Here is a 26,805-nt window from a genome sequence, read left to right on the forward strand (position 1 = left end):
GCCTCGGGTGGCGTCCTCTCGCTGGCCTTCCTTCAAGACGTCCCCTGCAGGCAATCGTCAGCTCAGATGCCATCCCCGTGTCGCTTCCTCCTGGAGGTGCGACACGGCCTTGCGATGAGCGACGCACTGGCCTTGTGGTGAAAAGCGGCGCTCATGCAGTGTCAGTGAGGCCCGCTTGTCATCTCGCTGCCAGCGCACCAGGGTGGCAGCGCGGGTGCCGTACTCGGGGCTGGTGATGAAGGGGCTGGACAGCAGGGCTTCCCGCTCAAGCGCCAGGCCGGTGGCCGGCAACTGTGCCGTCGGCGGCCGCCATCCATCCTGCAGGATACCCAGACAGGCATCGTCATCGTGCATGACCGCAGACGCCTTCAGCGCGGCAAGGCGCTGTCTGAGTCGCCGCTGCTTTGGCCATTCATTGTCCGGGTGACCATTGGACAGGCTATGCAGCCCAGGGAGGAGTCGGATCAGCTGGCTGCCGTCGGGCCCATGATGGAGTCGCCAGAGAGTCCGGCCATCGCAGACCAGCAAATTGCACCAGTCAAGTGCGCTCAAGCTCAGGGGTTCGCAGTGCTCGGGAGAGTCCGCCGCGAGCCTTGCCATGACGGTCTCGCCAGCGCTCAGGGCCTCCAGCCAGTCCCCAAGCGACAGGGTGGAGGCATTGGCCACCGCCTGGCGCACGGCGGCCGTGACCAGCTGACCGCGACTGATGGTGGCCGCATGGGAGGGGCGGTCCAGCTGGCGGACATTGGTCAGCGTCGCCAGGGCGCCGGCCCGATGCATGACCAGCCATCCCCCTCCTGCCACCAGATCACGACCACCACACAGGGCGGTATCCGGCCAGCGGCACAGGCCAGTGGTCGCACGGGCATGAAACTCGTCGCGGTTGCCCAGCAGCGTGAGGCAGTGACCTGTCGTGGCATCTGGCTGCCAATCGAATGCCATCAGGCACATGGCGAGACTCCGAAAGAGGGTGGGCGAGGTTCCCGGGGATCAGGATGTGACAGGTGTCGCGCCGGGAACATGACGCCCGTCAGTGGCTTGCGTATGCTGCAGTCTTGTGGCGAACGGGCCGACGATCTGCCGTGACGTCGGGCTACGGGCAGCATGGCTCGATGCGACCCGATCGTACTGCTGCGGCAATGTCACGCCACATCACGAATCGCTGCACCCATGCCCGATGGTTTTTGCTGTCAGGTCCATCTACAGGATGCTCCCAGACCATGTTCTCGCGCCGTCCTCCCCCTGTCGAGCCAGCGTCACGCTCGCCCGAGGCTGAATCTTCCCAAGCGGAGGCTCCCCCGACGGGAGCGTCCGGCGTCACCGGCGACGCCACTCGTCTCGAGGATGGCGGCAGTGCGGGGAACCGCAGTGAGAGCAGCCCCAGTGGACTGGAATCGGTATGGCGGCGCATGAGTCGCCTGACGGTGGGCCCGCTGCTGCTCGCCGAGCTGGCAGTGGCGCTCAGCTGTCTGGTCGGGGCCTGGGTCACCTGGGACAGCGAGCGGCACAAGCTCGTGGACAGCGCCTTGGGCGAGCTTCGCCAGCAGCATTCGCTGGCCACTGCCTTGGTGAATGAGCGCTTCGAGGCGCAGCAGCGTCGTCTGAAGATTCTGGCGCGCTACACGCGTCGCCATCTCGACCATGCCGGGGACGAGGCGGATTCGTCATTGAATGAGCTGGTGTTGACCGAGGAAGGTCAGCTGTTCCGGCCGATCACGCGTGGCGGCGCTGCCTTGTACGGAGAGTTTCACCGCGCATTGGATGAGCAGGATCACGACGTGGCGCGACGCCTGATCCGGATGCAATGGCTGTTGTCGGATCTGTATTCCACGGACCCATTGATCTCGCGGCTGTTCGTCAGTCTCGACAACAGCATGATCATGCTCTACCCCTGGTTCAACGTGCTGGATGCCTTCTCACCGGGCACCAGGCTCCTTCCCTACACCGATGTCACACCTGCCACTCAGCGCCAGCTGGCCAGCAGCTCGGACAACGGCGCGCCGCGGGTCGTCTGGCTGCCGCCACATCCCGGTCCGGCGGGCCTGCCTCAGATCACCGCGCTGGTCGAGGTGGAACTCAACGCGGGACAGAAGGTCCATGTCGGGCTGGATCTCGCGGTCCCCCAGATGGAATCTCGCTTGCTGCTGCCTGGTCAGGGCCGCACGGCCCCCTATTGGCTGATCGGTCAGGACCTGGAAGTGTGGGCGGCCAGCAGCAATACGCGTGACCCTCGGCCGCGACGCCTGCCCGATGACGTGGCCCAGGCGGTGGACGGCGGTCTGCGTGGCGCTATCTTGCTGCCAGGACCTGCGGCGCGTGCCGTCGTCTGGGACACCTTGCCCGTCAATGGCTGGCGACTGGTGGCGCGGCGCGATCTTGACGTGCCGGGCGAGATGCCATTGCTGTCATTGCTGCTGGGCAGCGCCGGTGCCTTGCTGCTGGTCTTCGCGGTGAGCATGCTGATTCTGCAATGGCGCCTGCGTCGCCTTGATCAGCGCCTGGGGCAGCCACTGGAATGGTTGGCACGCCAGAGCGTGCGGCTCGAGCAGGGGCAGGTCATGGAGGAGTATCCCGTCTCGGCCCATCAGGCGTATCCGGCCGACGAGATTCTGCGCCGTCACCGTGCTGCCGTGGCACTGCTGCGCCGTGGTCGTGGCCACGAACTGGATGCCTTGCCACTGCCTGCCTTCGTGATGCGTCATGGCCTGCTGGCGATGGCCAATCCTGCCTTCGAGAAGCTGTTCGGGCTGGTGCTACATGAAGCGCTGGGGCGCTCGGTCGGGAGTCTGCTGATGCTGGAGCCCAACCCGAGCGTACCCAACAGTCGAGAATTGCGCGTCCATGATGCCGAGGGCCGCATGCGGCGCATGCGTCTCGAGCTGTGCCGTTTCAACAACGACCCCGCCCAGGTGCTGGGCGTGATGATTGATGAATCAGAACATGATCAGGCCAGCCAGCAGTTGCTGGTCGCACGCGACAGGGCGCGCGAGGAAGCCCGCCTCAAGAGTGACTACCTGGACATGCTGCACGCCGAGTTGACGCCTCCCTTGCAGGGATTGGTGCGCAAGCTGGGGCAGTTGCGTCGCGAGCGTCATCTGGAGGATGCCGAGCTGAGCCTGCTGCAGGGGCGTCTCGATAGCGTGGCACAGCTGCTGAATGTGCTGACGGAGCGCGACGATGTCGTGCGCACGCCGCTGGAGGAGAATCTGTTCACGCCCGCCGAGGCGCTGGGAGCGCTGCTCAATGACATGCAGCAGCGCTACCACGACGTGGGACTGCCCTTCGAGTGGCAGCTGGGCGCGCTGCCTGCATTGCTGCGTGGCGATGTACGGCGTCTGGCGCAGCTCTTCGAGCATCTGTCGGAAGATGGTTGTCGACGCGCGAGCGCGGGTCGGCATCGCGTGTTCGTCGAGGTGGTGGACGCCGAGGGTGCGTCGTCGCTGGCCGGTGGCCCGACGGGAGCTGGCCTGAGGGACACGGAGACAGGGGGTCAATGCTGGCTGAGGCTTGAGCTTCACGATCACTGTGGCCTCGATGTCGGGCGCAATGCGCCTTCCTCGCTGTTGATGGCTCGTCGTCTGGTGGAGGAGCTCGGCGGGCGCTACCGACAGCATGAGACGCAAGGGGAGGAGGTGCTGGAGATCCTGGTGCCGTTGTCCTGGCCGGACAATCCTGTCGAAACTCGCATTCTGGTCGTCGATGATGGTCCGGTGAACGCCATGCTGGCGCGCACGGTGCTCGGCCGCCAGGGGTTGGTGGTGGATACGGCGAGCAGTGGAGAAGATGCGCTGGCCGCGCGCGAGCGCCATTTCTACGACCTGGTGTTCATGGATATCTTCATGCCCGGCATGGATGGCGTCAGCGTTACCCGGAATTGGCGCGAACAGGAGGCCGGGGCCGGCAGTGACAGGCGTAGCGTGATCATTGCCCTGACGGCCAATGCCAGCGAGGCGGACCGCGAGCGTTTCTTCGCGGCAGGTCTGGATGATTATCTTGGCAAGCCCTATCGTCCTCAGGCGTTGATCGACAAGGTTCGCAAATGGCTGCCTCGGGCCACGATGAAGGCACCGGGAGCAGAAGGTGGCGTGACGGGTGATGGGGTCTGAGTTGGCAAGGGTGAGCGATGAGCCATCGGTTCATGGCCTCAACCCGGCCCTTTGACAGAGGTTCTCGATGAAGACAGGTGCAAGGAGTGGGGCATGTGGTGGTGGTATCCCGTGTTGGGGGCCGTGGCGGGTCTGATCGCCGGCCTGTTCGGTATCGGTGGCGGGCTGGTCATCGTGCCGGTGCTGGCGGCAGCCTTTGCGCTGCAAGGTGTCGCCACTGATGTCTTGATGCATCTGGCGATAGGTACCTCACTGGCGACCATCGTGGTGACCTCGCTGTCATCGGCGCGTGCGCATCATGAGCGTGGCGCCGTGCGTCTGGACTGGCTCAAGCGCCTGCTGCCCGGACTGGTGGTGGGAACCGCGCTGGGGGTGGTGCTGGCGGGCGGACTGAGCAGCGAGATGCTCAAGCTGCTGTTCGGTGGCTTCGTGCTGCTGGTCGCCGTCAAGATGGGACTGGATCTCAAGGTGGGTCAGCTGGCGCAGGCGCCGGGGCGTGCCGGGCAGTTTCTTGGCGGTGGCACCGTCGGGGTGGTATCCGCACTCTTCGGGATCGGAGGAGGGACGGTGATGGTGCCGATGTTGACCAGCTGGCAGGCGCGCATGACCGAGGCGGTCGGGACGGCGGCCGCGGCCGGGTTTCCCATCGCCTTGGTGGCAGCGCTGACCAATATCGCGGTGGGCTGGCACGCCCCGGGCTTGCCGGAGCATGCCATCGGCTATGTACATTGGGTTGCCTGGCTCGGCATCGTGCTGGTGTCGGTGCCTTTCGCGCGAGTGGGCGCACGGCTGGCCCATGCGTTGCCGGCGCTGTTGCTCAAGCGGTTGTTCGCGTTGATTCTCGTGATCGTGGGGCTGCGCTTTCTCGTCTCGTGAGTCATCTCGGCATGTCCGCTTTGCCGGAAAGGGCTGCTAGGTGGCGTTCATGCGCGAGCTGTTATCCTTCGCCACCTGACCGGTAGCGCATCGGATTGATGGCGAAAGACTTGCGACTGGCGTCAGTCGTGCCGACTTATTCATTCAAGGTTTTCTCATGTTGCAATATCCTCAGATCGACCCCGTGGCGTTGGCATTGGGGCCTTTCAAGATTCACTGGTATGGATTGATGTACGTGATCGGCTTCGCGGCGGCCTGGGGGCTGGCGCGTGCCCGGCGCGGGCGGGTCGGCCTGAGTCAGGATGCCGTGGGAGACCTGATCTTCTTCGGTGCGTTGGGCGTGGTGCTGGGTGGGCGCCTGGGGTATGCGCTCTTCTACGGCTTCGACAAGTTGCTGGCGGACCCGGTGTGGATCTTCAAGGTCTGGGATGGCGGCATGAGCTTCCATGGCGGCCTGCTGGGTGTGTTGATCGCCATGCTGGTGTTCGCGCGTCGTCACCAGCTGACCTTCTTCCAGCTGACTGACTTCATCGCGCCGATGGTTCCGATCGGCCTCGGTGCAGGGCGCCTGGGCAACTTCATCAACCAGGAGCTGCCGGGGCGTATCACCGATGTCTCATGGGGCATGGTCTATCCGCTCTACGGGCCGGAGCCACGCCATCCCTCTCAGCTCTATCAATTCGCGCTGGAAGGCGTCGCGCTGTTCGCGATCCTGTGGTTCGCCTCGCGTGAGCCGCGCCAGAAGGGGTTGATCTCCGGTCTGTTCCTGCTCTGCTACGGCAGTTTCCGCTTCATCACCGAGTTCTTCCGCCAACCGGATTCCCAGCTCGGCTTCATCGCCTTCGACTGGCTGACCATGGGTCAGCTGCTGTCGCTGCCGATGGTGCTGTTCGGGTTGCTGCTGATGGCATGGTCGCGTGGTCAGGACGTGGCGCAGCCGCCGCTGCCTCGCGCATCCTGAGGTGGGAATGCAGGTGTGATTACAGGGGGCAATCGGTGTAAACTGGCCCCCTGCCAGATACGCAAGAACGCGGCCATCGGGCCGCGTTCTTGCGTATCTGGCAGCGTAAAATATCGTCAAGTGAACGATTCGAATTCATGAAGAGGCTGGTGCAGGGCCGATCCCCCCGGATCCGCTCGCCGAGTCAGCCTCTGATCCGCCGTACGGACCCGCTGCCCATGCAACCCTATCTCGATCTGATGCGCCACGTGCTGGAAAACGGCACGCAAAAGGGCGACCGCACCGGTACCGGTACCTTGAGTGTCTTCGGTCACCAGATGCGTTTCGATCTGGCCGAAGGCTTTCCGCTGGTCACCACCAAGAAACTGCACCTGCGCTCGATCATCCACGAGCTGCTGTGGTTCTTGAAAGGCGACACCAACATCGCCTACCTCAAGGAAAATGGCGTGCGTATCTGGGATGAGTGGGCCGATGAGAATGGCGATCTCGGGCCGGTCTACGGTTATCAGTGGCGCAGCTGGCCGAATCCAAAAGGCGGCAGCGTGGATCAGATCACGCATCTGATCGAGCAGATCAAGACCAACCCGGACTCGCGCCGTCTGATGGTCTCGGCCTGGAATCCGGCGCTGGTGGATGAGATGGCCCTGCCGCCGTGTCATGCCCTGTTCCAGTTCTATGTCGCCGATGGTCGGCTGTCCTGCCAGCTCTATCAGCGCAGCGCCGACATCTTCCTCGGCGTGCCGTTCAACATCGCCAGCTATGCGCTGCTGACCCAGATGATCGCTCAGGTCTGTGGCCTCAAGCCGGGGGAATTCATACATACCCTCGGCGATGCCCACCTCTACAGCAATCATCTGGAGCAGGCGCGTGAGCAGCTGACGCGCGAGCCGCTGGCCCTGCCGACGCTCAAGCTGAATCCGGACGTGACGGATCTGTTCGACTTCACCTTCGATGACATCGCCATCGAAGGCTATGAATCCCATCCGCATATCAAGGCGCAGGTGGCCGTATGAGTGACAAGGAATTTTCTCCGCTGAGTGCCGCCGCCGAGACCGTGGTCCCGGTGGCGATGATCGCCGCCATGTCGGTCAATCGCGTGATCGGTGTCGACAACAATCTGCCCTGGTACCTGCCGGAAGACTTGAAGTTCTTCAAGCATGCGACCCAGGGCAAGCCGGTGATCATGGGGCGCAAGACCTTTGCCTCCATCGGCAAGCCGCTGCCCAATCGACTCAATATCATCGTCACGCGTGACAGCGAGTTCCATCACGATGGCGTACGGGTCTGTCACGATCTGGCGGCGGCGCTCAACATGGCGGATCACCATGCGATGATCGAAGGTGTGGACGAGATCATGGTGATCGGGGGTGGACTGATCTATGCACAGGCACTGCCTGTCGCCACGCGTCTGTACCTGACCGAGGTAGCGGTCGAGATCGAAGGCGATGCGCACTTCCCGGAGCTTGGTGCTGACTGGGAAGAAGCTCAGCGTGTGCCGGGAGAAAGTGGTGAAGGCCTGCCTGCCTATGACTTCGTGCGCTATGAGCGCAGGGACGACTAGCGCTTGCGCCTGCCAGCGGGAACTTTACAGTCAGCAGGTACTGACACAGACTGGTGCCAAACGGAACTGCCCATAGCGTGCAAGGGAGGCTCAGGCCTTGACGATGGATCGCCTCGAAGCGCTGTACTCTGCGCTTGAACATGAAGCCGACACCCAGCGACAGCAGCGTGACGGAGAGCGTCAGGCTCGTCTGGCGCTGGAATCGGAAAATGCCCAGCTACGCGAGACGCTGGCCGCGCTGCGCCAGCAGATGCAGGAGCAGCAGGCGCAGCTGACCGGGCTGAGCGAGGCCTTGATGGCGCGTGATGCCGAGCTGCGCGAGTTGCGCGAACGCAGCGCACAGTCCCCCGCGTCACAGCCGGTGGAGGATGCGCGTCCCAGTGCTGCGCAGGTGGAAGCTGCCGCGGAGCAGCTGGCCTCCGCGAGCGAGTCACCCGGTGTGGCCTCGGGTGAGACCGCTGACGCCGAGTCTGCACCGTCGCCAGCAATGTCTAACGACGCGCCAGCCGAATCCGCTGGCTCTGACGAGACACCGGACCAGGCAACGCCGCCGTCGCCCCAGGCGCTGCTCAAGCAATGGTACAAGCGCTATCCGGATACCTTCTTCAAGGGCCACACCCGTCCCTTGAAGATTGGCATCCATGTCGAGTTGCTGGAGAACGAGCCCTGGGACGAGAAGCTCGTGCGCCGCGCTCTGGCGGGCTACGTCCACTTGCCTCGATACCTGAAGGCCGTTCGTGCCGGCACGCAGCGGGTCGATCTTGAAGGTCAGTCCGTGGGTGCCGTCACTGAAGACGAGGCATTGCATGCACGTCAGCAGCTCGCGGAGCTGACTCGTCAGCAGAAGGAGCGTGAGGAGCAGGCTGCCAGCCAGCGCATCAGCCACAAGCTGAGTGAATTGATGACCAAGCACCGCTAGCGACGTGCCGTGCAGGCAGGCCCCATGGCCAGCCCGCACATGTCACCTTGATCGTCAGTGTTCAGAGCCCCTGTGCGGATTGCCGCACAGGGGCTCTGTCGTTGGTGGGTGGAAATCCGCACACCGGGCCGGCGCTGTCGGCAAGTCCACTCATGTCGCGAAGAAGGGTTTTCGCCACAGGTATCTGAATTCAATCGAAAAAACTGGGAATGTGCTGCTCATGGCGCGGTACTCGCTATACCCAGGTGTCCCTGCTCGCGCTCATGTCTGGCGTTGCGACTCGCGCTCATGCCGAGTGTCGTGATGCAGCACACGCCAGGCGGGATGAACAACAGATGACCAAACCCCAATAACAACCAAGATTCCGAGAGGAACTGCCATGCGCCTTTTCAAGCCTGCCCTGACAGCCCTGAGTGCCGCCATTCTGATGGCCTCGACCGCTGTCATGGCCGACCCCATCACCATCAAGTTCTCTCACGTCGTCGCGGAAAACACCCCCAAGGGGCAGATGGGCAAGAAGTTCCAGGAGCTGGTCGCAGAGCGACTGGGGGATCAGGTGGCCGTTGAGCTCTATCCCAGCTCCCAGCTCTATGGGGATGACAAGGTGCTGGAAGCCATGCTGCTGGGCGATGTCCAGCTGGCGGCTCCGTCACTCTCCAAGTTCCAGAAATACACGGATCAGCTGCAGGTCTTCGATCTGCCGTTCCTGTTCAAGGACATGGAAGCGGTGGAGCGTTTCCAGAGCAGCGAGACAGGCCAATCCTTGCTGACGGCGCTGGAGCCCAAGGGGCTGGTCGGACTCGGGTATCTGCACAACGGCATGAAGCAGCTCTCCGCGTCCTCACCGCTCACGGTGCCAGATGATGCGGATGGCAAGAAATTCCGCATCATGACCTCTGACGTGCTCGAGGCGCAGTTCGATGCGCTGGACGCCGTCTCGCTGAAGAAGCCGTTCTCCGAAGTCTTCATCCTGCTGCAGACCAAGGCCATCGACGGTCAGGAAAATACCTATTCCAATATCTATTCCCAGAAGTTCTTTGAAGTGCAGCCTTACATCACTGAATCCAATCACGGCGTGCTGGATTACATGGTGGTGTCCTCGGCACGCTTCTGGAATGGGCTTCCGGAGGAGGTGCGTGGCGAGGTCAAGTCAGCGCTGGATGAAGCCATCGCCTATGGCAATGAGCTGTCCCAGGCCAAGAATCTCGAGGCCAAGCAGGCCATCATCGACTCCGGTCAGAGCGAGATCATCACGCTGGACGATGCGCAGCGCCAGCAGTGGGTGGATGCGATGAAGCCGGTGTGGGGTGAATTCGCCGATGATATCGGTCAGGACATCATCGATGCCGCTCAGGATGCCAATCGCTGAGACGCGCAGGCTGACAATCACTTGCCTCGCCGGGAGACGCGACATGTCCGTCCTCTCGTGCGAGGCAAGTCTCCATGAAGGGCATGAGGACATTGCCATGAAACTTGGATGGCTACACAAGGCAGAAGAGACGCTGTTCTCGCTGCTGCTGGTGGCGATGGTATTGCTGGTCTTCGTCGAGGTGGTGCTGCGTTTCGTCTTCAATACCGGTATCAGCTGGTCCCAGGAAGCCACTCTCTATCTGGCGGGCTGGTTCGTGCTGATCGGCGTGTCGTGGGGCGTCAAGCAGGGCGCGCACATCGGTGTGGATGTCGTGGTGAAGATGCTGCCACTGATCTGGCAGCGGGTGGCTACCCTGGCCGCGCTGGTCATCTGCATGGCGTACTGCGTGATGCTGCTGGTCGGCAGTTACGAATATCTGTCCTTGATGCAGATGATCGGTATCGAACTCGAGGATATCGCGATACCCAAGTGGTATGCCCTGACGATTCTGCCCATCGCGATGCTGCTGCTGATGCTGCGCTTCGCGGTATTGGGCTGGAAGGTGATACGCGGAGATGCCAGCGGTTTCGGCTTTCACGACGAAGGCGAGGACAGCATGCACCTGGTGCAGCCGGCTGACTCGGTCATTGGTGACAGCTCCGATGGTGCCGGTGGTAAACGCGACAGTGATCAGGAACCCAGACGATGACCATAGCCACTCTGTTCGCGCTGCTGTTCGGTGGCATCTTTCTCGGCATGCCGATCGCCTTCGCGCTCGGATTTTCCAGTGTCACGACGATACTGCTGTTTTCGAGTGATTCGCTGGGCTCGGTCGCCATCAAGCTGTTTGAAGCCCTGTCGCATCACTACACCTTGCTGGCGATTCCCTTCTTCATTCTTTCCAGCACCTTCCTTTCGACGGGAGGCGTGGCACGCCGCCTGATCACCTTCGCGACCGATGCCATCGGCCATGTCCGTGGCGGGCTTGCGATGGCCTCGGTACTGGCCTGCATGCTGTTTGCCGCCGTCTCGGGGTCCTCTCCGGCCACGGTCGCGGCGATTGGCTCCATCGTGATCGCGGGGATGGTGCGCCAGGGCTACAGCGAATCCTTCGCGGCCGGGGTGATCACCAATGCCGGTACCCTGGGGATCTTGATTCCTCCCTCCATCGTGATGCTGGTGTACTCCGCGGCCACGGAGGTCTCGGCGGCCAAGATGTTCATGGCGGGCCTGATCCCCGGGCTGTTGATGGGCGGCATCCTGATGGTGGCCATCTATATCGCTGCCCGAATCAAGAAACTGCCTTCACAGCCGTTCCCGGGCCTCAGGACGCTCGCTCGCTCGGGGCTGGTCGCGATGGGCGGGCTGATGTTGATCTTCATCGTGCTGGGCTCGATCTACGGCGGGGTGGCCAGCCCCACCGAGGCGGCGGCGGTCGCGACGGTCTACGCCTGGTTCATCGCAGTGGTGGGCTATCGCGACATGGGGCCCTTGAAGGACGTGCCATGGCGCAGAGGCAACGAAGCATGGGGCAGGGCCGGGTTGCGTGCTCTCTGGCAGGTGCCGGCAGGCCTGGTGGGCTCATTCTCGGACCAGGAGGTCAAGAAGGTGGTGCTGGATGGTGCGCGCGTCTCGATGATGCTGCTGTTCATCATCGCCAATGCGATGCTGTTCGCCCATGTGCTGACCACTGAACGCATTCCTCACACCATCGCCGAGACCATCATCGGCTGGGGGCTGCCAGCCTGGGGATTCCTGATCGTGATGAATCTGCTGCTGCTGGCGGCGGGCAACTTCATGGAGCCCTCGGCCATCCTGCTGATCATGGCACCGATCCTGTTTCCCATCGCGACGCAGCTGGGCATCGATCCGATCCATCTCGGCATCATCATGGTGGTCAACATGGAGATCGGCATGCTGACGCCACCAGTGGGGCTCAACCTGTTCGTCACCGCGGGTATCACCGGCAAGCCGATGACCTGGGTCATTCGTGCCGCACTCCCGTGGCTGTCGTTGTTGTTGCTGTTCCTGGTATTGATCACCTATGTCCCGTCGATCTCACTCTTCCTGCCCAACTGGCTAAGCCAATGATGGCGCCATGCTCCATCGCGGTTTTGAGGCGACAGGAATGTGGAAACTTCGTGCAGGCGACATGTCGATCCTGCGCTATCCCTCACCAGAGTCGCGACGTGAGGTACTGCCGTCAGTGATGCTCTGACCAGCGGCATTCAGCCTGATCATGATCAGGCCACCATGGACTACCCCGGTCACTCCATCGAGTGATCGGGGTTTCATCACGTCAAGGTCATCGGAGGAAAGCGGTGAGTCGTTGAAGAAGACACCGAAAATTGACTGCCATGTCATTTTTCACCGAGGCGCGTCCATGCTCGTTTTCCTTTCGATTCCAGAGATTTGCACGATGGCATGCAAGGGGAATGATGAGCTTCCAATGGCGTGAGATGACAAAGAATTCATCGGCTCAGTGCATGCTACTTTTGTCTTGCATGTCATGGCTGAGGCAAGTGTGTCTTCGCTCTGACTGCCGGGAAATCAGTGAACGTCAAAACCCTCGAGAAAACCCATGGTTGTCATGAATCCTTCATTCTTCCGCTCTAGAGTGTTGGCACGCCAGACAATTGACCGGCGTATTGGTTCAGGACCAGTGATCGAAAACAGTGTTTTTTTCTGTTGCACATCCTGAAAGCCCGGTATATGGTTTCCCTGCGAGCATTGGATAATAACAAGGCCACAGGGTTTTAGAGGCGTCATCAAGCGCCCGGAACCTCGGCCACTGCCACCGGCAGACACGATCGAACAGTTAACGCTAGTTAAGGAACTATCGCGATGAAAAAGACACTTCTGGCTACTGCCATCGCCGGCGCTGCTGCCCTGGCTGCTACCTCCGCTTCCGCTGCAACCGTCTACAATCAAGACGGCACCAAGCTGGACATCTACGGCAACGTTCAGCTGGCATACTCCTATGTCGACCAGCTCGGCGGTGACCCGGAAAGTGAACTGGGCGACAACGGTTCCACCTTCGGTGCCAAGGGTGAGCACAAGATCAACGACGACATCGTCGGTTACTTCAAGGCCGAGTGGGAATACGACGCTGACGAATCCAAGGGCAGCGGCAACGGCCTGAACGATGGCGACCAGTCCTACGTCGGTGCCAAGGGTTCCTTCGGTGACGCGCGTATCGGTTCCTGGGATCAGCTGATGGACGACTGGATCCAGGATCCGATCTCCAACAACGAATACTTCGATCTGACTGATTCCAGCACCCAGATCGACGGTGACAGCCAGACTCGTGAAGGCAACAAGCTGCAGTACATGTCTCCGGTCATGGGCGGCCTGCAGTTCGCTGTCGGTTCCAACTTCGAAGGCGACGGTGAAGACGAGAACGTCACTGATTCCAACCAGGCGTCCTTCTTCGCAGGTGCCAAGTACACCGTCGGCGGTTTCTCTGTCGCTGGTGTGTATGACAACCTGGACCAGTTCGAAGCCACCAACGGCAGTGACATCGGCGACCAGTACGGTATCACCGGTCAGTACACCGTTGACGCCCTGCGCATCGCCGTCAAGGCTGAGCGCTTCGCGGGTGAAGAAGATGACACCGACGTTGATTACTACGGTATCGGCGCACGCTACGGCTACGGCATGGGCGACGTCTACGGCGGCTACCAGTACGTCGACGCTGAAGACAATTCCACTCTTGCTTCTGACAACGGTGGCGACGACAGCTTCAACGAATTCAACCTGGGTGTGACTTACAACATCTCTTCCGCGATGTACACCTACATTGAATACGCCCAGTACGATCGCTCTGGCGATGACGGTGACGGCGCTGCAGTCGGCATCTACTACGGCTTCTAAGACGCTCTCAAACGTCTAGCAAGCTAACGAAAGCCGGTCCCTCGGGGCCGGCTTTTTTACGTCTGATAGGTGCCGACTTGAGACGGAGATTGCGTGGCTTTCTGCTGCGCTTCGCAGGCATATTTGTTGTTGGTTGGTCTTGGTCAAAAGACGCAGGGCTGTCATGACATCTGGCATGTGTACGTAGAACATGTACTCAAGACATGTACTCAAGACATGTACTCAGAATATGAACCAGGAACTTGAACTCAGAAAACCAAAAGCCCCGCTGATCATCAGATCAGCGGGGCTTTTACGTGCGCGTCTCAAGATTGTCGCTGGCTCTGAGGTGGCCAGTGACGTCACTCGGGCCGCTCACTGCATGGCGGTGAGGTCTTCTCGAGTCGGTAGCGCGGCATAGGCACCAGGGCGAGTCACGGCAAAGGCGCCGCAGGCTGCTGCACGCTCAAGCGCAGCCTGAAGATGGCTCTCTTCCTCGCACCAGTCACGCAGCAGGGCTGCATCCACACCGGCTTCGCTGAGCGACGAGAGGAAGCCGCCGATGAAGGCATCACCGCCGGCCGTGGTGTCGATGGCCTTGACTACCGGCGGCGTGATGCTGACGGCCCTGGTCTCGCCGCTCTGCTTGCGCACCAGTGCGCGGATGGTGCCCGGGCCGTCGGTCAGCACGATCAGGCGGACGCCGGCCTGCAGGCGTGCCTGCAGCCAATCGGACTCTTGCTGGCCGTCAGTGAGTGCCTCGACCTCTTCCTGGGAAAGCTTGAGGATATCGGCGTTGTCCAGCAGGCGAGTGACCAGTGACACGTCGACCTGCTGATTCGGCCACAGGTTGTGACGCAGATTGGCATCCACGCTGACCAGGGAGCCAGCAGCACGTGCGCGAGACGCCAGCACGAAGCTGGTGTCCGCGATACTGGCGTCGGTCAGGCTGTTGCTGCACAGATGGAAGATGGCGGGTTGAGCGAACAGCTCCGGGCCTGCATGTTCCGGACGAAACAGCAGGTCAGCTGCCGGCGGACGATAGAAGTCGAAGCGACGCTCGCCATCCTCGTCGCGCGAGACGAAGGCCAGCGCGGTGCGTGCCTCGCTGGTGCGCTTGACGTGATCCAGGCGTACGCCATGGGTGGCCAGTTCGTCGTGCAGGAAGTCACCGAAGCTGTCCTGGCCCAGCATGCCCACGAAGTGGCTGGGCAGCCCGAGACGTGCGCAGGCCACGGCGACATTGGCGGGCGCACCACCAGCGTAGGGCGTGAAGGTTTCCTGCTCGACGGCCTGGCCGCCGAGCTTGTTGGACAGCATGTCGACGAGCGCTTCGCCGAATGCGATTACCGGAGTCATCAGGAGGTTGCTCCCTTGGTGGTGGCCGTCGGGGCCTTCTTGCTTGATTTGGTGCTGGTCACGCCTGCCTCTGGCTGCATGCTGTCTCCTGCGGCCGGGAAGTGCTCGCGCACCAGTGCCAGCAGGCCCTGGGTGGAGGGATCGAAGGCCTGGACGTCAGTATCGATGCGTGCGCTGATCTCGCCTGCGATGCGCTTGCCGAGCTGCACGCCCCACTGGTCGAAGGAGTTGATGTTCCAGATCACGCCCTGCACGAAGACCTTGTGCTCATAGAGAGCGATCAGCGCCCCCAGGTTGCGCGGTGTCAGCTCATCAAGCAGCAGCGTGCTCGAGGGACGGTTGCCCGGGCAATTGTAATGCGGGTCGAGGTTGCTGCCGTCCTGGCTGCCTTCCATGAAGGCATTGGCCTGGGCCAGCATGTTGGTGATCAGTGCGAAGTGGTGCTCTTCGGTACCCGGCTCCGGCTTCAGGGAAGCGATGAAGTCGATGGGCACATAGCGAGTTCCCTGGTGCAGCAGCTGGAAGAAGGCATGCTGACCGTTGGAACCGGTCTCGCCCCACACGATCGGGCCGGTCTTGTAGTCGACAGGACGCCCGAAGATGTCCACCGACTTGCCATTCGATTCCATGTCGAGCTGCTGCAGGAAGGCGGGCAGCTGATGCAGGGCTTGATCGTAGGGCACGATGGCCTGGGTTTCGGCACCCATGAAGTTGATGTACCAGATACCGATGAGGGCCATCAGGACCGGCATGTTCTCGCCTAGCGGCGCTTCGATGAAGTGCTGGTCCATCTCATAGGCGCCTTCCAGCAGTTCCATGAAGCCGTCATAGCCGATGGAGAGGGCGATCGGCAGACCGATGGATGACCACATGGAATAGCGGCCCCCGACCCAGGCCCAGAATTCGAAGACGTTCTCTTCGCGGATGCCGAATTCCTTGGCCGCCTTGCGGTTGGTGGAGGCCGCGACGAAGTGGGCGCCGACGTCGGCATCCTGACCTGCCTGCTCCAGGAACCAGCGACGTGCTGACTTCGCATTGAGCAGGGTCTCCTGCGTGGAGAAGGTCTTGGTGGAGACGATGAACAGGGTCGTGGCCGGATCGAGGCGCTTGAGCACCTTCTGGATGTGGTTGCCATCCACGTTGGAGACGAAGTGGAAGTTCAGCTCCGGATGACGATGCTTGAGCAGGGCGCGGCAGGCCATGTTGGGGCCGAGGTCGGAGCCTCCGATGCCGATATTGACGACATCGCGGATGCGTTGTCCGTCATAGCCTTTCCATTCGCCGCTGCGCACGCTTTCGCAGAAGGCGCGGATCTGCTCGCGAGTGCTGTGGATCTCCGGCATCACGTCCTTGCCGTCGACGATGACCGGCGTATTGGACTGGCTGCGCAGGGCCGTGTGAAGGACGGGGCGATTCTCGGTCACGTTGATGATGTCACCCGAGAACATCTGGGAGCGACGCTGAACGAGGGCAGAGTGGTCTGCCAGCTCGATCAGTGCCTTCATCACTTCGTCGGAAATGTGGTGCTTGGAATAGTCGAGGAACAGGCCGCCGACCCGGAGACTCATCTTCTCGAAGCGCTTGGGGTCCGCGGCAAAGTAGTCGCGAATACGGTCGTTGCGGGTTACCTCGCCTAGCCGGGTCAGCGCCTGCCAGGAAACACTACGGGTCAATTGCAGCATGGAAGTGTCCATCGTATGGGTTGTGGATAGCTTGTGTCGCCAGTCTGCAGTCCGTCGCTGACCAGCGCGCCTTGAGCTGACGAATGACGCTGGCAGGCGTGGCATGACACGATTCAGTGCCATGGAAAGGCGCCTGCCGATGATTGCCTGCTGATCGCCGCTCGGTAGCCACCTGTCAGTGGGAAGCTGACAGGTGGTGTATGGATCGTGAGTGTCACCCTTCCTGTTTGAGAGGGGAGATGTGCTGTACCAGCAGATGTTGCGCGCCCGGCGGCAGCCAGACGGGGTCAAGGCGGGTACAGGCAGTCTCGACACACAGGAAGCCACGGGCGTTCTCGACGCTGGTATCGGCCGGCGGTGCATCGCCCGGGTGCCAGACGACCGTGGAGTCGGAGCCCTGCTTTGCAATGCGCAGTCTGCGCTGGCCATCCTCGAGCACCTGGACCTGGCTTGACTGGTAGATGCGATCCAGCGGGCCGCGAATGCCCAGCTCGCCTTGCTGATCAAGACGCGAGAAGTCCTGACGCTTGTCCAGATAGCTGGCGCCGGCGAGGCCGGTGACGCGGCACTGGAAGGCATCTTCCACGGCAAAGTAGGTATGCAGGGCGCCGGTCATCTTGACCGGGTCCTCGCCGCGATTTTCCGTGATCAGCTCCACCTTCAGAAAGTGGCGACCCGCGAAGATGACGACGCGAGGCGAGAGTGCCGCGTGCAGGGGAGATTGCGGAGAGGCGTGGATCTCGACGCCTTCCTCCTCGTCTTCCTCTACCGCGTCGATGCGCCACTCGGCCTTGCGCGCCGGGCCATGCAGCTCTGTCTCGCCCTCAGGATACTCGTCAGCGAACCAGGGCCAGCACAGCGGAATGCCGCCACGAATGCTGCCCGGAAGCGTCGCCGGCGTCTCGGTGACCCACAGCCAGGGGCGCTGGGAGGCTGGCTGGTAATGCAGCACCTGGGCGCCCTGGTGGCAGACGACCAGCTCGCCCCAGGCGCGGTTGAGGATCAGGAGCATGCGGCCTTGCCATTCGCAGGTACGTTGGCCGCTCGTGGCATCCACCAGTGCGCGCAGACTTTCAGGAATCATCTCGAGCTTCCTCGACGGTTCAGGAGCGTGGCCGACGGCATCGCGTCAGGCCACCTCTTCATTGTGCAGTGCCTCGGCGGCCCCCAGCAGACCGGTCCACGGCGCGGTCACCACCCAGGTAGGGATCGCGGCATTGTAACGGCTCATGCGGTTCTTGTCGGCGAAGGCGCGGCGAAAATCGCTTTGCCCGAGCAGGTCAAGGTTGCGCGGCAGGACGCCGCCGCAGAGATACACGCCGCCACGCGCGCCGAGCGCCAGGGCAAGATCCCCGGCCACGTCTCCCAGAATCTTCATGAAGCGCAGCACGGCATCGCAAGCCAGGCTGTCCTTGGGTTGCCCGTGCGCATCGCGGGCATGGGCGGCCTGGCTGACGTCCGCGGCACTTTCGAGCGGAGTCGGCAGGCCGCGCAGTTCGCCCAGCGCCCGGTAGATCTCGAGCATTCCCTGGCCACAGAGCAGGCGTTCCACCGAGACTCTGCCGTGCCAGCGCCGGAAGATCTTCAGCAGCGCATCCTCGAGCGCATCGGTGGGGGCAAAACTGACATGCCCACCTTCGGTGGCCAGCGGAATCCAGTTGTGGGTGCCATGTACCAGACCCGCGACACCCAGCCCTGTTCCCGGGCCCATGATCAGACGGGGGGCGGCATCATTGCCCGCTCCTTCCGTGAGTTCCTCACCGATGGGCAGTCGCTCATCGGGCTCGATGTGCGGCACGCCCAGTGCCATGGCGGTGAAGTCATTGAGGCACTTGAAGCGTGTCAGGCCCAAGGATTCGCGCACGTCGCTCTTGGCGAATGACCAATGGTTGTTGGTCATGCTGACCTGCTCCTCATGGACCGGGCAGGCAAAGGCGAGGCAGGCCTCCTTGGGTTGTTCGTCAGGGGCAAGCCCCAGTCTCTGGTAGTAGGCCTGGACGGCCTCCACGAGTCCGGAATGCTCGGCGCAGGCCAGCGTGTGGATGTCATGGAGGGTGTGGCTGCCCGGCTGGACAAGCGCCAGCCGGGCATTGGTACCACCAATGTCGCCTACCAAGGCAAAGCGGCTCGGTGTCTCACGAGTCATCGTGTGGCGTCCTCAGTCGACTTGCGTGGCTGCTCAGTGGGTATTGCGGTCGTGGCCGCTGCCGGGCTGGTCGCCGTAGCCTGCGAAGCTGGAGGCACCTTCTTCGGCGCCACCGACCAGGGAGCGCATCCCGGAGAACAGCTCACGGCCCAGGCCATGGTGGTAGCTGTCACGGGAGATGCCTTCGGCCTCACGAGCCTGCCATTCGCCTTCCTCGACCAGGGCTTCCAGTGTGCCGGCGTTGGCATCCAGACGAACGATATCGCCTTCGCGCAGTCGTGCCAGCGGCCCACCGTCCAGCGCTTCCGGGGTCATGTGGATGGCGGCCGGCACCTTGCCGGAGGCGCCGGACATGCGGCCATCCGTCACCAGCGCGACCTTGAAACCGCGGTCCTGCAGGATACCGAGATAGGGCGTCAGCTTGTGCAGTTCCGGCATGCCGTTGGCGCGCGGACCCTGATAGCGGACCACGGCGACCATGTCCTGTTCCAGTTCGCCGGCCTCGAAGGCGGCCTTGAGCTCGTCCTGATCGCTGAACAGCTTCACGGGGGCTTCGACGAGGCGGTGCTCTTCCTTGACGGCGGAGACCTTGATCACGCCACGCCCCAGATTGCCTTCGAGCACGGTCAGGCCGCCTGTCGGTGCGAACGGATTGGCGACCGGACGCAGCACGTCCTCGTCGAGGCTGTCGGTGGGGCCATCCTTCCAGACCAGCTTGCCGCTCTCGAGGAAGGGCTCACGCACGTAGCCGGCCAGGGTGCCGCCGTCCTGGGTGGTGATGTCGTGCAGCAGTCCCGCCTTGAGCAGCTCGCGAATCAGGAAGCTCATGCCACCGGCTGCCTGGAAGTGGTTGATGTCAGCCTGACCGTTGGGATAGATGCGCGTCAGGCTGGGGACCACGGCGGAAAGCTCGGTGAAGTCATCCCAGGTGATGGTCACGCCTGCCGCACCCGCCATCGCGACCAGATGCAGGGTGTGGTTGGTGGAGCCGCCGGAGGCCAGCAGGCCGACCATGGCGTTGACGATGGCGCGAGCGTCGATCTGGCGATAGAAGGGACGATAGTCGCCGCCGACTTCGCTGTTGCGGATGGTCTGCTCGGCAGCGTGACGGGTCAGGGCGTCGCGCAGCGGGGTGCCCGGATTGACGAAGGAGGCGCCCGGCAGGTGCAGGCCCATCAATTCGATCATCAGCTGGTTGGAGTTGGCGGTGCCATAGAAGGTGCAGGTGCCCGGACTGTGGTAGGAGGCGGACTCGGCTTCCAGCAGCGCGTCGCGGCCCACCTTGCCTTCGGCGAACAGCTGACGTACCCGCGCCTTCTCGTTGTTGGGCAGGCCGGAGGGCATCGGGCCCGCGGGCACGAACAGGCTCGGCAGGTGACCGAAGCGCGCCGCGGCGATGAACAGGCCCGGCACGATCTTGTCGCAGACACCCAGGAACAGGGCGCCGTCGAACATGTTGTGTGACAGGCCGATGGCGGCGGCCATGGCGATCAGGTCGCGGGAGAACAATGACAGTTCCATGCCCGGCTGCCCCTGGGTCACGCCATCACACATCGCGGGTACGCCGCCGGCGAACTGGGCCGTGGACCCCATCGCCTGCACCGCTTCCTTGATGATGCGCGGGTAATCCTCGAATGGCTGGTGCGCGGACAACATGTCGTTATATGACGAAATAATGCCGAGGTTGGCCGAGTTCATCAGCTTGAGGCGATTCTTGTCGGTCTCACCGCAGGCAGCGAAGCCGTGCGCCAGGTTGCCGCAGGAGAGTTCGGAACGATGGACGCCACGGCGTTGCTGGCTTTCCATCAGTTGCTCATAGGCAGCACGACGTTCGCTGGAGCGATCAATGATGCGCTGAGTCACGCGCTCGACGGTCGGATTGACGGACATGCTCTTACCTCATGGGTCAGGCGGCGCAGGGCGCCGAGGCTGGCGAAGAAATGGGGGCTTCCCGTGCATCGGGCGTGCCTGTCTAGGGCGACGCTAGCCAGTGACGGCGGCACTGTAAAGTCTGGAGTCTCGGTCATCCTGCCGAGAGCAGGCTACAGTAGCGCGTCACGTTGCTCAGGAAACGCATTTGTTCGAAATATTCGGTAAACTTAACAAAAAAACTGCTTGAAGACTGGACGACTTTCGGCCAAATTAACGTAAAAGCGTGTAGGATACTTTCATGAGCCACGTTGGTCTGCCCGGGATGCGCCAAGTCTTCCCGAGCAGTGAAGCCATGTGCCAACCTGCACCTGCCATACGCCACAGGAGTTGAGTCATGACATTACGCGTCGCCATCAACGGTTTTGGTCGCATCGGTCGCAACGTGCTGCGTGCGCTGTATGAAGGCCAATACAATGATCGCATTCAGGTCGTTGCCATCAACGATCTGGGAGATCCGAAGCTCAACGCTCATCTGTTGAGCCGCGACACCGTGCATGGTCGTTTCGCCGAGACGGTCTCTCATGACGAAGAGAACCTGTTCGTCGGTGAAGACAAGATTCGTATCCTGGCGGAACGCGATCCGGCCAAACTGCCGTGGTCCAGCCTGAATGTTGACCTGGTGATGGAATGCACGGGTCTGTTCACCAAGCGTGCCGCTGCCGCCAAGCATATCGAAGCCGGCGCCAAGCGTGTGCTGATCTCCGCGCCGAGCGGTGATGCCGATGCCACCATCGTGTTCGGTGTCAACGAAGACACGCTGAAGGCGGAGCATCAGGTCGTGTCCAACGCGTCCTGCACCACCAACTGCCTGGCACCGGTCGCCAAGGCGCTGAACGACGAAGTCGGCATCGAGAACGGTCTGATGACCACCATCCATGCCTACACCAACGATCAGAACCTGTCGGATGTCTACCACTCCGACCCGTACCGTGCCCGCAGTGCCACGCACTCCATGATTCCGACCAAGACCGGTGCCGCGGCAGCCGTGGGCCTGGTGCTGCCGGAACTCAATGGCAAGCTGGACGGTCTGGCGATTCGCGTGCCGGTGATCAATGTCTCGCTGGTCGATCTGACCTTCACGGCCTCTCGCGAGACCTCCATCGAAGAGATCAATGCCATCGTGACCAAGGCTGCCGAAGGCTCCAGCGTGCTGGCCGTCAACGAGCTGCCGCTGGTGTCCATCGACTTCAACCACGATGCGCATTCCTCCACCTTCGACAGCAACCACACTCGCGTCAGCGAAGGGCGTCTGGTCAAGGTCATGGCGTGGTACGACAACGAATGGGGCTTCTCCAATCGCATGCTCGACACCGCACTGGCCATGCAGGCCGCCAAGTAAGATGACTCAAGGCCTCGCCTGAGGTTCCCTGAAGAGGCCATCTCTTCAGGCTGGCACAGGTGAGGTCTCAGAATTTGGAGCCCTGTCAGAGACTCGACAGGCTCCCCCCAGGTGAGGACGAGTGGCCCGAGGATTCTCGCGTCGCGCTCAGGCTCCACGGACAAGGCAATGTCACTCGTCCCCTCTCAATCGTGTGTCGGTCAGGGTTGGCGCCAAGACCGGCTTCGATGCTGCTCGGAATGACATCGCGTCATCCACTCTTTGAACCTCCCAGTCATGGGAGGTTTTTTTTCGCCTGAATCTCGAGATGAGGGCTTGCCTCGCGATGCTCGTCCTTCAGGCATTCGTGTCTTCGTTTGGCATCATTCGCGTGAGGCATGAGAGACAGAGATTACAAAGATGGCGACACTCTCTGAAGTTGGTCGGCATAACGTGCGGTGAAAAGTGCCGAATGGCAGGCAATGTGCCGCTTTCTTGTGGGTGGTGTCGGTGTGATTAGCGAAACTATGAACATGTGTTACACTTTGCTCTTGACATGCGCCGTGTACGTCGCTCGTGAGCGCGGGTGGCATGTCAGATCATGCAGGCACGCTTTCGTCCTGCGAATGTTCATGTACTGGGGCAATGCAGGGAAGGTATTGCCACACTGCCGCTGTTCTCGGCAGATCTCTTGACTTCCAAAGCAGGCTGTCTCAGATGCACGATGCCATTCGCGAAGCCCACGAACTGATCGGTGCGACGCTGCGCGATCCCGGGACACAACGTCAGGGACGCGTGGTCGGCATGGATCTCGGGCGTGTGCAGCCGGCCATCTATGTTCTCTGGCAGGAGAGTGCCGCCGCAGAGCGCATTGACATGACGCCGGATGACTTTCGTTCATTGCTGGAGCACTCCCGCGCCCGTGGTGGTGAGCGGCAGGAAACTGCCACGCGACGTCACGCTACCGGCGCGGCGCAGAGGCGAGCCAAGGCGCCCTCTGCGGCGAGCCGAGTGCGCAAGGATGTCGCCCGCGATGGTGCCCCGCATGACACGGTCAGCGAGCCGGATACCCTGCAGGCTGATGCCATGGTCGGTGCACGTACCGCACAAGGCTAGCACCTTCCGCTCTGACCCCTTCACGCCCGACCCGGACTCTGTTCCGGGTCGGGCGTTTTCGTGCTGCCCATCGAGATTGTCAGTCCAGAGGCGGCATGGGCCTGCCTGCCCTTGACGGTGACGTGCCCTCCAGCGTTGGCGTGACGCACTGGTCTTGCGCGGGGTGATGACGCACTCTGAGGGGCGACGTCTGACCCAAAGGGGAGTCTCACATTGCTGGAATCGTTCTCAGATGCCCGCCTGCTGCACCATTACCATGCCGTCGCAGGGGATGTCCTGTTCATGTTGAGCGCGGACGGCCAGCGCTTCCTTACCCTGAATCCTGCAGTGGAGCGTCTGCTCGGGTATGGCGAGCGCGACTTCCTCAAGCATCCCGAACTGTGGTTCTCCCTGATCGTGGCGGCAGATCGTCAGCGAGTCAGAGACTTCCGGGCCTCCGGTGCTCCTGCCGGGTCGATGACCTATCGCATCAGGGATCGCAGTGGACACGGCGTGCTGGTGGAGGAAACACTCTGGCGCTCCGGCGCGAATCACCCGGTCTGCGGTCGAGTCGTCGATATCTCCCTACGAGAACAGGCACTTGCCCACGAGCGACAGCAGCTTCAGGCATATCGCATGATGCTGATGCGCAGCAGAGACCCCATGGCCATGCTGGAGGTGAGAGGAACCTCCCTGTACCTGCATGAGGCGAATCCGGCATGGCACCTCTACCATGACGCCGCCATGGCACATGCGGGACAGACCCTGGAGCGGGTGTATCACTCCCACGTCATGCATTGTCTGGAAGGAGCCGGGACCTTGCAGTGTGACGTCAGCCTGAGCTTGCCACGTGGCGATTGTCGTCTTTCCGTCCAGCTGGTGAATCTGGGCCGGACGCAGCAAGGAGACTCGCCTCGAGTCGCCGTGATGGTGCGTGACATCAGCGCGACTCACCACCGGTTGGAGCAGGCGGTCAATCAACGTCAGCGGTTGATGACTCAGCTCAATGACACCCCGGGGGTGCGCTATTGTGCGCGAGGCCCCTGGCCACTGGAGGAGCTGCAATCCATCTCCTCCGGCGTCGAGATGTTGGCGGGCCTGTCGCGGGACCTGCTGCTGGCCAGCCCGCGAATCTGGCAGTCACGCATCTGCGAGGATGACCTGGCGGAATGTCAGGCACGCTTTCAGGAGGCCGTCGACTCGCGCAGTGCCAGCGTCAGCCTGCGTTACTCCTTCCGCCATGTGGATGGCCGCCAATGCTATCTGCAGGATGACATGCACCTCTACTATGCGGCCGGAGGCGCCGTCAGAGAGGTGTTGGGGCAACTGAGTGACATCAGTGAAAGCGAGGCTCACCGACGCCAGCTGGAGTATCTGATACAGCAGATGCCGGGCATGGTGTTTCAATGCCGGCTCAGCCGGGAGGATGAGTTCACCTATACCTATCTATCGCCGGTCGCCCATCAACTGCTGGGAGAGGAAGTTGACGCGACACTTGAGGATGCCTCGCGCTTCCTGTCGCATCTCAATGACCAGGAGCGGCAAAGACTGCTTGAATCGGCACGCGCCAGTGCCGAAACCCAGTCGCCCTGGGAGCCGGATATCTACTATGAGCATCCAGATGGGGAAACCCGGCGACTGGCCTGCGTGGCCTTGCCCCAACCGATGGACCCCATCGATGGCAGCGTGACATGGAATGGTTACTGTGACGACATCACGGCGCGCCATCACATCGAGCGGGCGCTGCGTCAGAGCGAGGAGCGCTATCGATTCATTCTCGATTCCGTCAGCGACATGGTCAGCATTGAAGGCAGTGACGGGATCTGTCAGTACATCAGCCCATCCGTCGAGAGGCTTTGCGGGTTTGGCGTGAATGACATCGAGGGCAGCGAGATCAAGCTGCTGATTCATCCGGATGACAGAGACCGCGTCGCCAGGAAGGTCCATCGTTCCGCCTGCCTTGGAGAGGTCTTTCGTGTCGACTTCCGAATTCTCCACAAGCAGGGCCATACGCTGTGGTTCGAATCCATCTCCACGCCCTCGATGGACCCCAAGACCGGCCGCTATCTCCGGATTCTGTCGGTCTCGCGCAATATCAATGAACGCAAGCTGATCGAACAGCGGCGCGAGCATGAAGCCATGACGGACGCGATGACCGGTGCCATGACCCGCAGCTGCTTCCTCTCCATGCTGGATACGTTGCTGGTATCCGCCTCGCGGGACCAGATTGCCCTGGTCCTGTTCGATGTGGATCACTTCAAGCGGGTCAATGACAGCTTCGGTCATGCCGCCGGGGACCAGTTGTTGAGTGGGTTGGGCGGCATCTGTCAGCAGCAATTGCGGCGCAATGACTATTTCGGGCGATTGGGGGGCGAGGAATTCGGCATCTTGCTGGCTGATGCCGGGGTCGCTACCGCTGTCGGCATGGCAGAGCGTCTGCGTCAGAAGATTGCCGGCATGACCTTCGCGTTCATGCAGCAGGAGCTGCTGTGTACCGTGAGTCTCGGCGTCGCCACGCCGCTGCCCGGGGAGAGCCGTGACGACTTCCTGCATCGTGCTGACATGGCGCTTTACAGTGCCAAGCGGAGTGGTCGTAACCGGGTGGTAGTGGCATCAAGCTCGGTGAGCGAGGACAATCGGGAGGAAGGGATGTGACCGCGACACGACAGTGGGCACGTTCCATCATTCTGTACTCTGTCAATCTGCACAAGGAGTGGGCGATGCGTATGTTACGTGGCTGGTGCGCCGGAAGTCTGTTGTTTGCACAATCGGTGCTGTCCGCGGGGCAGGCATTGGCGGCCGATGATGGCACCCTCGTCGACCGTCTCGAAGGGCCGCAGGTCGTCACCGAGGTCGTGACCTATCGTGCCAATGGTGAGGAGCATGTCGGGCTGATCGCGCGTGATGCCAAGGCCAAGGGGCGTCGCCCCGGCATACTGCTGGTCCATGAGTGGTGGGGGCTCAACAGTTATGCTCGCAAGCGCGCGGAGCAGCTGGCGGGGCTCGGCTATGTCGTGATGGCGGTAGACATGTACGGTGAAGGCCGCACGGCGGAGCATCCCGAGGATGCCAAGGCCTTCTCGTCGGCGGTGATGAGTGACTGGCCGAAGGCCGAATCCAGCTTCAATTCGGCGCTGGCGGTGCTGCGTTCTCGCCCCGAGGTGGATGGTGACCGCCTTGCGGCCATCGGCTATTGCTTCGGGGGAGGTGTCGTGTTGAACATGGCGCTTTCCGGCGCTCCGCTCAAGGCTGTCGTCAGCTTCCACGGCAGCCCTGGAATCGCCGTCGAGAATCCCGAGCCCTTCGCCGGACGCGTCGTGATCCAGAATGGCGAGGCGGATTCTCTGGTATCGCAGCAAGGATTGGACACGCTGCTGTCTACCTTTGAATCCCTCGGTACGCGGACGACCCTGATCCAGTATCCGGGGGCGAAGCATGCGTTCACCAATCCGGAGTCGGATGCCAAGGCCGCCAGGTACGACCTCCCGCTCGGCTATGATGCGTCGGCGGATGCTGCCTCCTGGCAGGTCATGCTCAATCTGTTCAATGGCGTGTTCAAGTCACCGAAGACCCAGCCGCAGACATGAGCAGGTTGTCGTGACGCCGAATGCGTGACCTACATGAAGAAGCCCGTTCAGGCATCATCC

At 62.0% G+C, this 26,805-nt stretch carries 20 protein-coding genes; 14 read left to right on the top strand and 6 right to left on the bottom strand.

Translation table 11 applies throughout. The features are described 5' to 3' along the window. Positions 1 to 57 precede the first annotated feature (57 nt). A complete protein-coding gene (locus BFX80_RS04075; RefSeq protein WP_084208019.1) occupies positions 58 to 951 on the bottom strand; it encodes an NRDE family protein in 894 nt (297 codons plus the stop codon). A gap of 269 nt (positions 952 to 1,220) precedes the next feature. Here BFX80_RS04075 and BFX80_RS04080 point away from each other — a divergent pair, with 269 nt between their 5' ends. The 10 genes from BFX80_RS04080 (at position 1,221) to BFX80_RS04130 (ending at position 13,647) form a co-directional block, all read left to right on the top strand. Beyond that, on the top strand, positions 1,221 to 4,106 hold the full coding sequence (locus tag BFX80_RS04080; protein WP_167592970.1) for a response regulator: 2,886 nt from the start codon (positions 1,221 to 1,223) through the stop codon (positions 4,104 to 4,106). Between the two features lie 93 nt (positions 4,107 to 4,199). Beyond that, positions 4,200 to 4,982, top strand: a complete 783-nt coding sequence (locus tag BFX80_RS04085) for a sulfite exporter TauE/SafE family protein (protein WP_077375183.1) — start codon at positions 4,200 to 4,202, stop codon at positions 4,980 to 4,982. Between the two features lie 157 nt (positions 4,983 to 5,139). After that, entirely contained in the window at positions 5,140 to 5,943 is an 804-nt protein-coding gene (gene lgt, locus BFX80_RS04090; protein WP_077375180.1) for a prolipoprotein diacylglyceryl transferase, read from the top strand. A 218-nt stretch (positions 5,944 to 6,161) separates the two neighbouring features. Further along, complete coding sequence (locus BFX80_RS04095) at positions 6,162 to 6,956, top strand: thymidylate synthase (protein ID WP_084208021.1); 795 nt, start codon at positions 6,162 to 6,164, stop codon at positions 6,954 to 6,956. Continuing rightward, positions 6,953 to 7,504 carry a dihydrofolate reductase gene (locus BFX80_RS04100; RefSeq protein ID WP_077375174.1) on the top strand — a complete coding sequence of 184 codons (552 nt, stop codon included), beginning with the start codon at positions 6,953 to 6,955 and terminating at the stop codon, positions 7,502 to 7,504. The genes BFX80_RS04095 and BFX80_RS04100 overlap by 4 nt, the downstream gene beginning before the upstream one ends. 103 nt (positions 7,505 to 7,607) lie before the next feature. Further along, positions 7,608 to 8,423 (top strand): ProQ/FINO family protein, encoded by an 816-nt coding sequence (locus tag BFX80_RS04105; protein WP_084208022.1) that lies wholly within the window; start codon positions 7,608 to 7,610, stop codon positions 8,421 to 8,423. Between the two features lie 379 nt (positions 8,424 to 8,802). Further along, a complete protein-coding gene (locus BFX80_RS04110; protein WP_077375169.1) occupies positions 8,803 to 9,792 on the top strand; it encodes a TRAP transporter substrate-binding protein in 990 nt (329 codons plus the stop codon). 97 nt (positions 9,793 to 9,889) lie between these two features. Next, positions 9,890 to 10,483, top strand: coding sequence for a TRAP transporter small permease (locus tag BFX80_RS04115; RefSeq protein WP_084209616.1), 594 nt, complete (start codon positions 9,890 to 9,892; stop codon positions 10,481 to 10,483). Continuing rightward, a complete protein-coding gene (locus tag BFX80_RS04120; RefSeq protein ID WP_077375166.1) occupies positions 10,480 to 11,865 on the top strand; it encodes a TRAP transporter large permease in 1,386 nt (461 codons plus the stop codon). The genes BFX80_RS04115 and BFX80_RS04120 overlap by 4 nt, the downstream gene beginning before the upstream one ends. 753 nt (positions 11,866 to 12,618) lie before the next feature. After that, positions 12,619 to 13,647 (top strand): porin, encoded by a 1,029-nt coding sequence (locus BFX80_RS04130; protein WP_084208024.1) that lies wholly within the window; start codon positions 12,619 to 12,621, stop codon positions 13,645 to 13,647. A gap of 354 nt (positions 13,648 to 14,001) precedes the next feature. Here BFX80_RS04130 and BFX80_RS04135 read toward each other — a convergent pair whose 3' ends face one another. The 5 genes from BFX80_RS04135 to edd all read right to left on the bottom strand — a co-directional run bounded on the left by BFX80_RS04135 (position 14,002) and on the right by edd (position 20,703). Continuing rightward, positions 14,002 to 14,985 carry a carbohydrate kinase family protein gene (locus BFX80_RS04135; protein WP_084208025.1) on the bottom strand — a complete coding sequence of 328 codons (984 nt, stop codon included), beginning with the start codon at positions 14,983 to 14,985 and terminating at the stop codon, positions 14,002 to 14,004. Continuing rightward, complete coding sequence (gene pgi, locus BFX80_RS04140; protein ID WP_084208026.1) at positions 14,985 to 16,667, bottom strand: glucose-6-phosphate isomerase; 1,683 nt, start codon at positions 16,665 to 16,667, stop codon at positions 14,985 to 14,987. The genes BFX80_RS04135 and pgi overlap by 1 nt, the downstream gene beginning before the upstream one ends. A gap of 214 nt (positions 16,668 to 16,881) precedes the next feature. Next, complete coding sequence (locus tag BFX80_RS04145; RefSeq protein WP_084208027.1) at positions 16,882 to 17,751, bottom strand: D-hexose-6-phosphate mutarotase; 870 nt, start codon at positions 17,749 to 17,751, stop codon at positions 16,882 to 16,884. A 45-nt stretch (positions 17,752 to 17,796) separates the two neighbouring features. Then, positions 17,797 to 18,813 carry a glucokinase gene (gene glk / locus BFX80_RS04150; protein ID WP_084208028.1) on the bottom strand — a complete coding sequence of 339 codons (1,017 nt, stop codon included), beginning with the start codon at positions 18,811 to 18,813 and terminating at the stop codon, positions 17,797 to 17,799. Positions 18,814 to 18,846: 33 nt separating this feature from the next. Beyond that, on the bottom strand, positions 18,847 to 20,703 hold the full coding sequence (gene edd / locus BFX80_RS04155; protein WP_084208029.1) for a phosphogluconate dehydratase: 1,857 nt from the start codon (positions 20,701 to 20,703) through the stop codon (positions 18,847 to 18,849). A 376-nt stretch (positions 20,704 to 21,079) separates the two neighbouring features. Between edd and gap the strand changes: the two genes are divergently transcribed. The 4 genes from gap to BFX80_RS04175 all read left to right on the top strand — a co-directional run bounded on the left by gap (position 21,080) and on the right by BFX80_RS04175 (position 26,745). Further along, a complete protein-coding gene (gene gap / locus BFX80_RS04160) occupies positions 21,080 to 22,084 on the top strand; it encodes a type I glyceraldehyde-3-phosphate dehydrogenase (RefSeq protein WP_084208030.1) in 1,005 nt (334 codons plus the stop codon). A gap of 696 nt (positions 22,085 to 22,780) precedes the next feature. After that, complete coding sequence (locus BFX80_RS04165; protein WP_084208031.1) at positions 22,781 to 23,179, top strand: hypothetical protein; 399 nt, start codon at positions 22,781 to 22,783, stop codon at positions 23,177 to 23,179. Positions 23,180 to 23,392: 213 nt separating this feature from the next. Further along, a complete protein-coding gene (locus BFX80_RS04170) occupies positions 23,393 to 25,813 on the top strand; it encodes a diguanylate cyclase (RefSeq protein WP_084208032.1) in 2,421 nt (806 codons plus the stop codon). Positions 25,814 to 25,878: 65 nt separating this feature from the next. Next, complete coding sequence (locus BFX80_RS04175) at positions 25,879 to 26,745, top strand: dienelactone hydrolase family protein (RefSeq protein ID WP_136938791.1); 867 nt, start codon at positions 25,879 to 25,881, stop codon at positions 26,743 to 26,745. The last annotated feature ends 60 nt before the right edge of the window (positions 26,746 to 26,805 follow it).

The organism is Cobetia marina, from assembly GCF_001720485.1.
GTDB lineage: Bacteria > Pseudomonadota > Gammaproteobacteria > Pseudomonadales > Halomonadaceae > Cobetia > Cobetia marina.

Bases quoted from the DNA above. Each gene is read 5' to 3' on its own strand.
- BFX80_RS04075 (WP_084208019.1), bottom strand. From the start codon at position 951: ATGTGCCTGATGGCATTCGATTGGCAGCCAGATGCCACGACAGGTCAC.
- BFX80_RS04110 (WP_077375169.1), top strand. From the start codon at position 8,803: ATGCGCCTTTTCAAGCCTGCCCTGACAGCCCTGAGTGCCGCCATTCTG.
- BFX80_RS04145 (WP_084208027.1), bottom strand. From the start codon at position 17,751: ATGATTCCTGAAAGTCTGCGCGCACTGGTGGATGCCACGAGCGGCCAA.
- glk (WP_084208028.1), bottom strand. From the start codon at position 18,813: ATGACTCGTGAGACACCGAGCCGCTTTGCCTTGGTAGGCGACATTGGT.
- BFX80_RS04130 (WP_084208024.1), top strand. From the start codon at position 12,619: ATGAAAAAGACACTTCTGGCTACTGCCATCGCCGGCGCTGCTGCCCTG.
- gap (WP_084208030.1), top strand. From the start codon at position 21,080: ATGACATTACGCGTCGCCATCAACGGTTTTGGTCGCATCGGTCGCAAC.
- BFX80_RS04115 (WP_084209616.1), top strand. From the start codon at position 9,890: ATGAAACTTGGATGGCTACACAAGGCAGAAGAGACGCTGTTCTCGCTG.
- BFX80_RS04135 (WP_084208025.1), bottom strand. From the start codon at position 14,985: ATGACTCCGGTAATCGCATTCGGCGAAGCGCTCGTCGACATGCTGTCC.
- BFX80_RS04100 (WP_077375174.1), top strand. From the start codon at position 6,953: ATGAGTGACAAGGAATTTTCTCCGCTGAGTGCCGCCGCCGAGACCGTG.
- BFX80_RS04105 (WP_084208022.1), top strand. From the start codon at position 7,608: ATGGATCGCCTCGAAGCGCTGTACTCTGCGCTTGAACATGAAGCCGAC.
- BFX80_RS04095 (WP_084208021.1), top strand. From the start codon at position 6,162: ATGCAACCCTATCTCGATCTGATGCGCCACGTGCTGGAAAACGGCACG.
- pgi (WP_084208026.1), bottom strand. From the start codon at position 16,667: ATGCTGCAATTGACCCGTAGTGTTTCCTGGCAGGCGCTGACCCGGCTA.
- BFX80_RS04080 (WP_167592970.1), top strand. From the start codon at position 1,221: ATGTTCTCGCGCCGTCCTCCCCCTGTCGAGCCAGCGTCACGCTCGCCC.
- BFX80_RS04085 (WP_077375183.1), top strand. From the start codon at position 4,200: ATGTGGTGGTGGTATCCCGTGTTGGGGGCCGTGGCGGGTCTGATCGCC.
- BFX80_RS04175 (WP_136938791.1), top strand. From the start codon at position 25,879: ATGCGTATGTTACGTGGCTGGTGCGCCGGAAGTCTGTTGTTTGCACAA.
- BFX80_RS04165 (WP_084208031.1), top strand. From the start codon at position 22,781: ATGCACGATGCCATTCGCGAAGCCCACGAACTGATCGGTGCGACGCTG.
- lgt (WP_077375180.1), top strand. From the start codon at position 5,140: ATGTTGCAATATCCTCAGATCGACCCCGTGGCGTTGGCATTGGGGCCT.
- edd (WP_084208029.1), bottom strand. From the start codon at position 20,703: ATGTCCGTCAATCCGACCGTCGAGCGCGTGACTCAGCGCATCATTGAT.
- BFX80_RS04120 (WP_077375166.1), top strand. From the start codon at position 10,480: ATGACCATAGCCACTCTGTTCGCGCTGCTGTTCGGTGGCATCTTTCTC.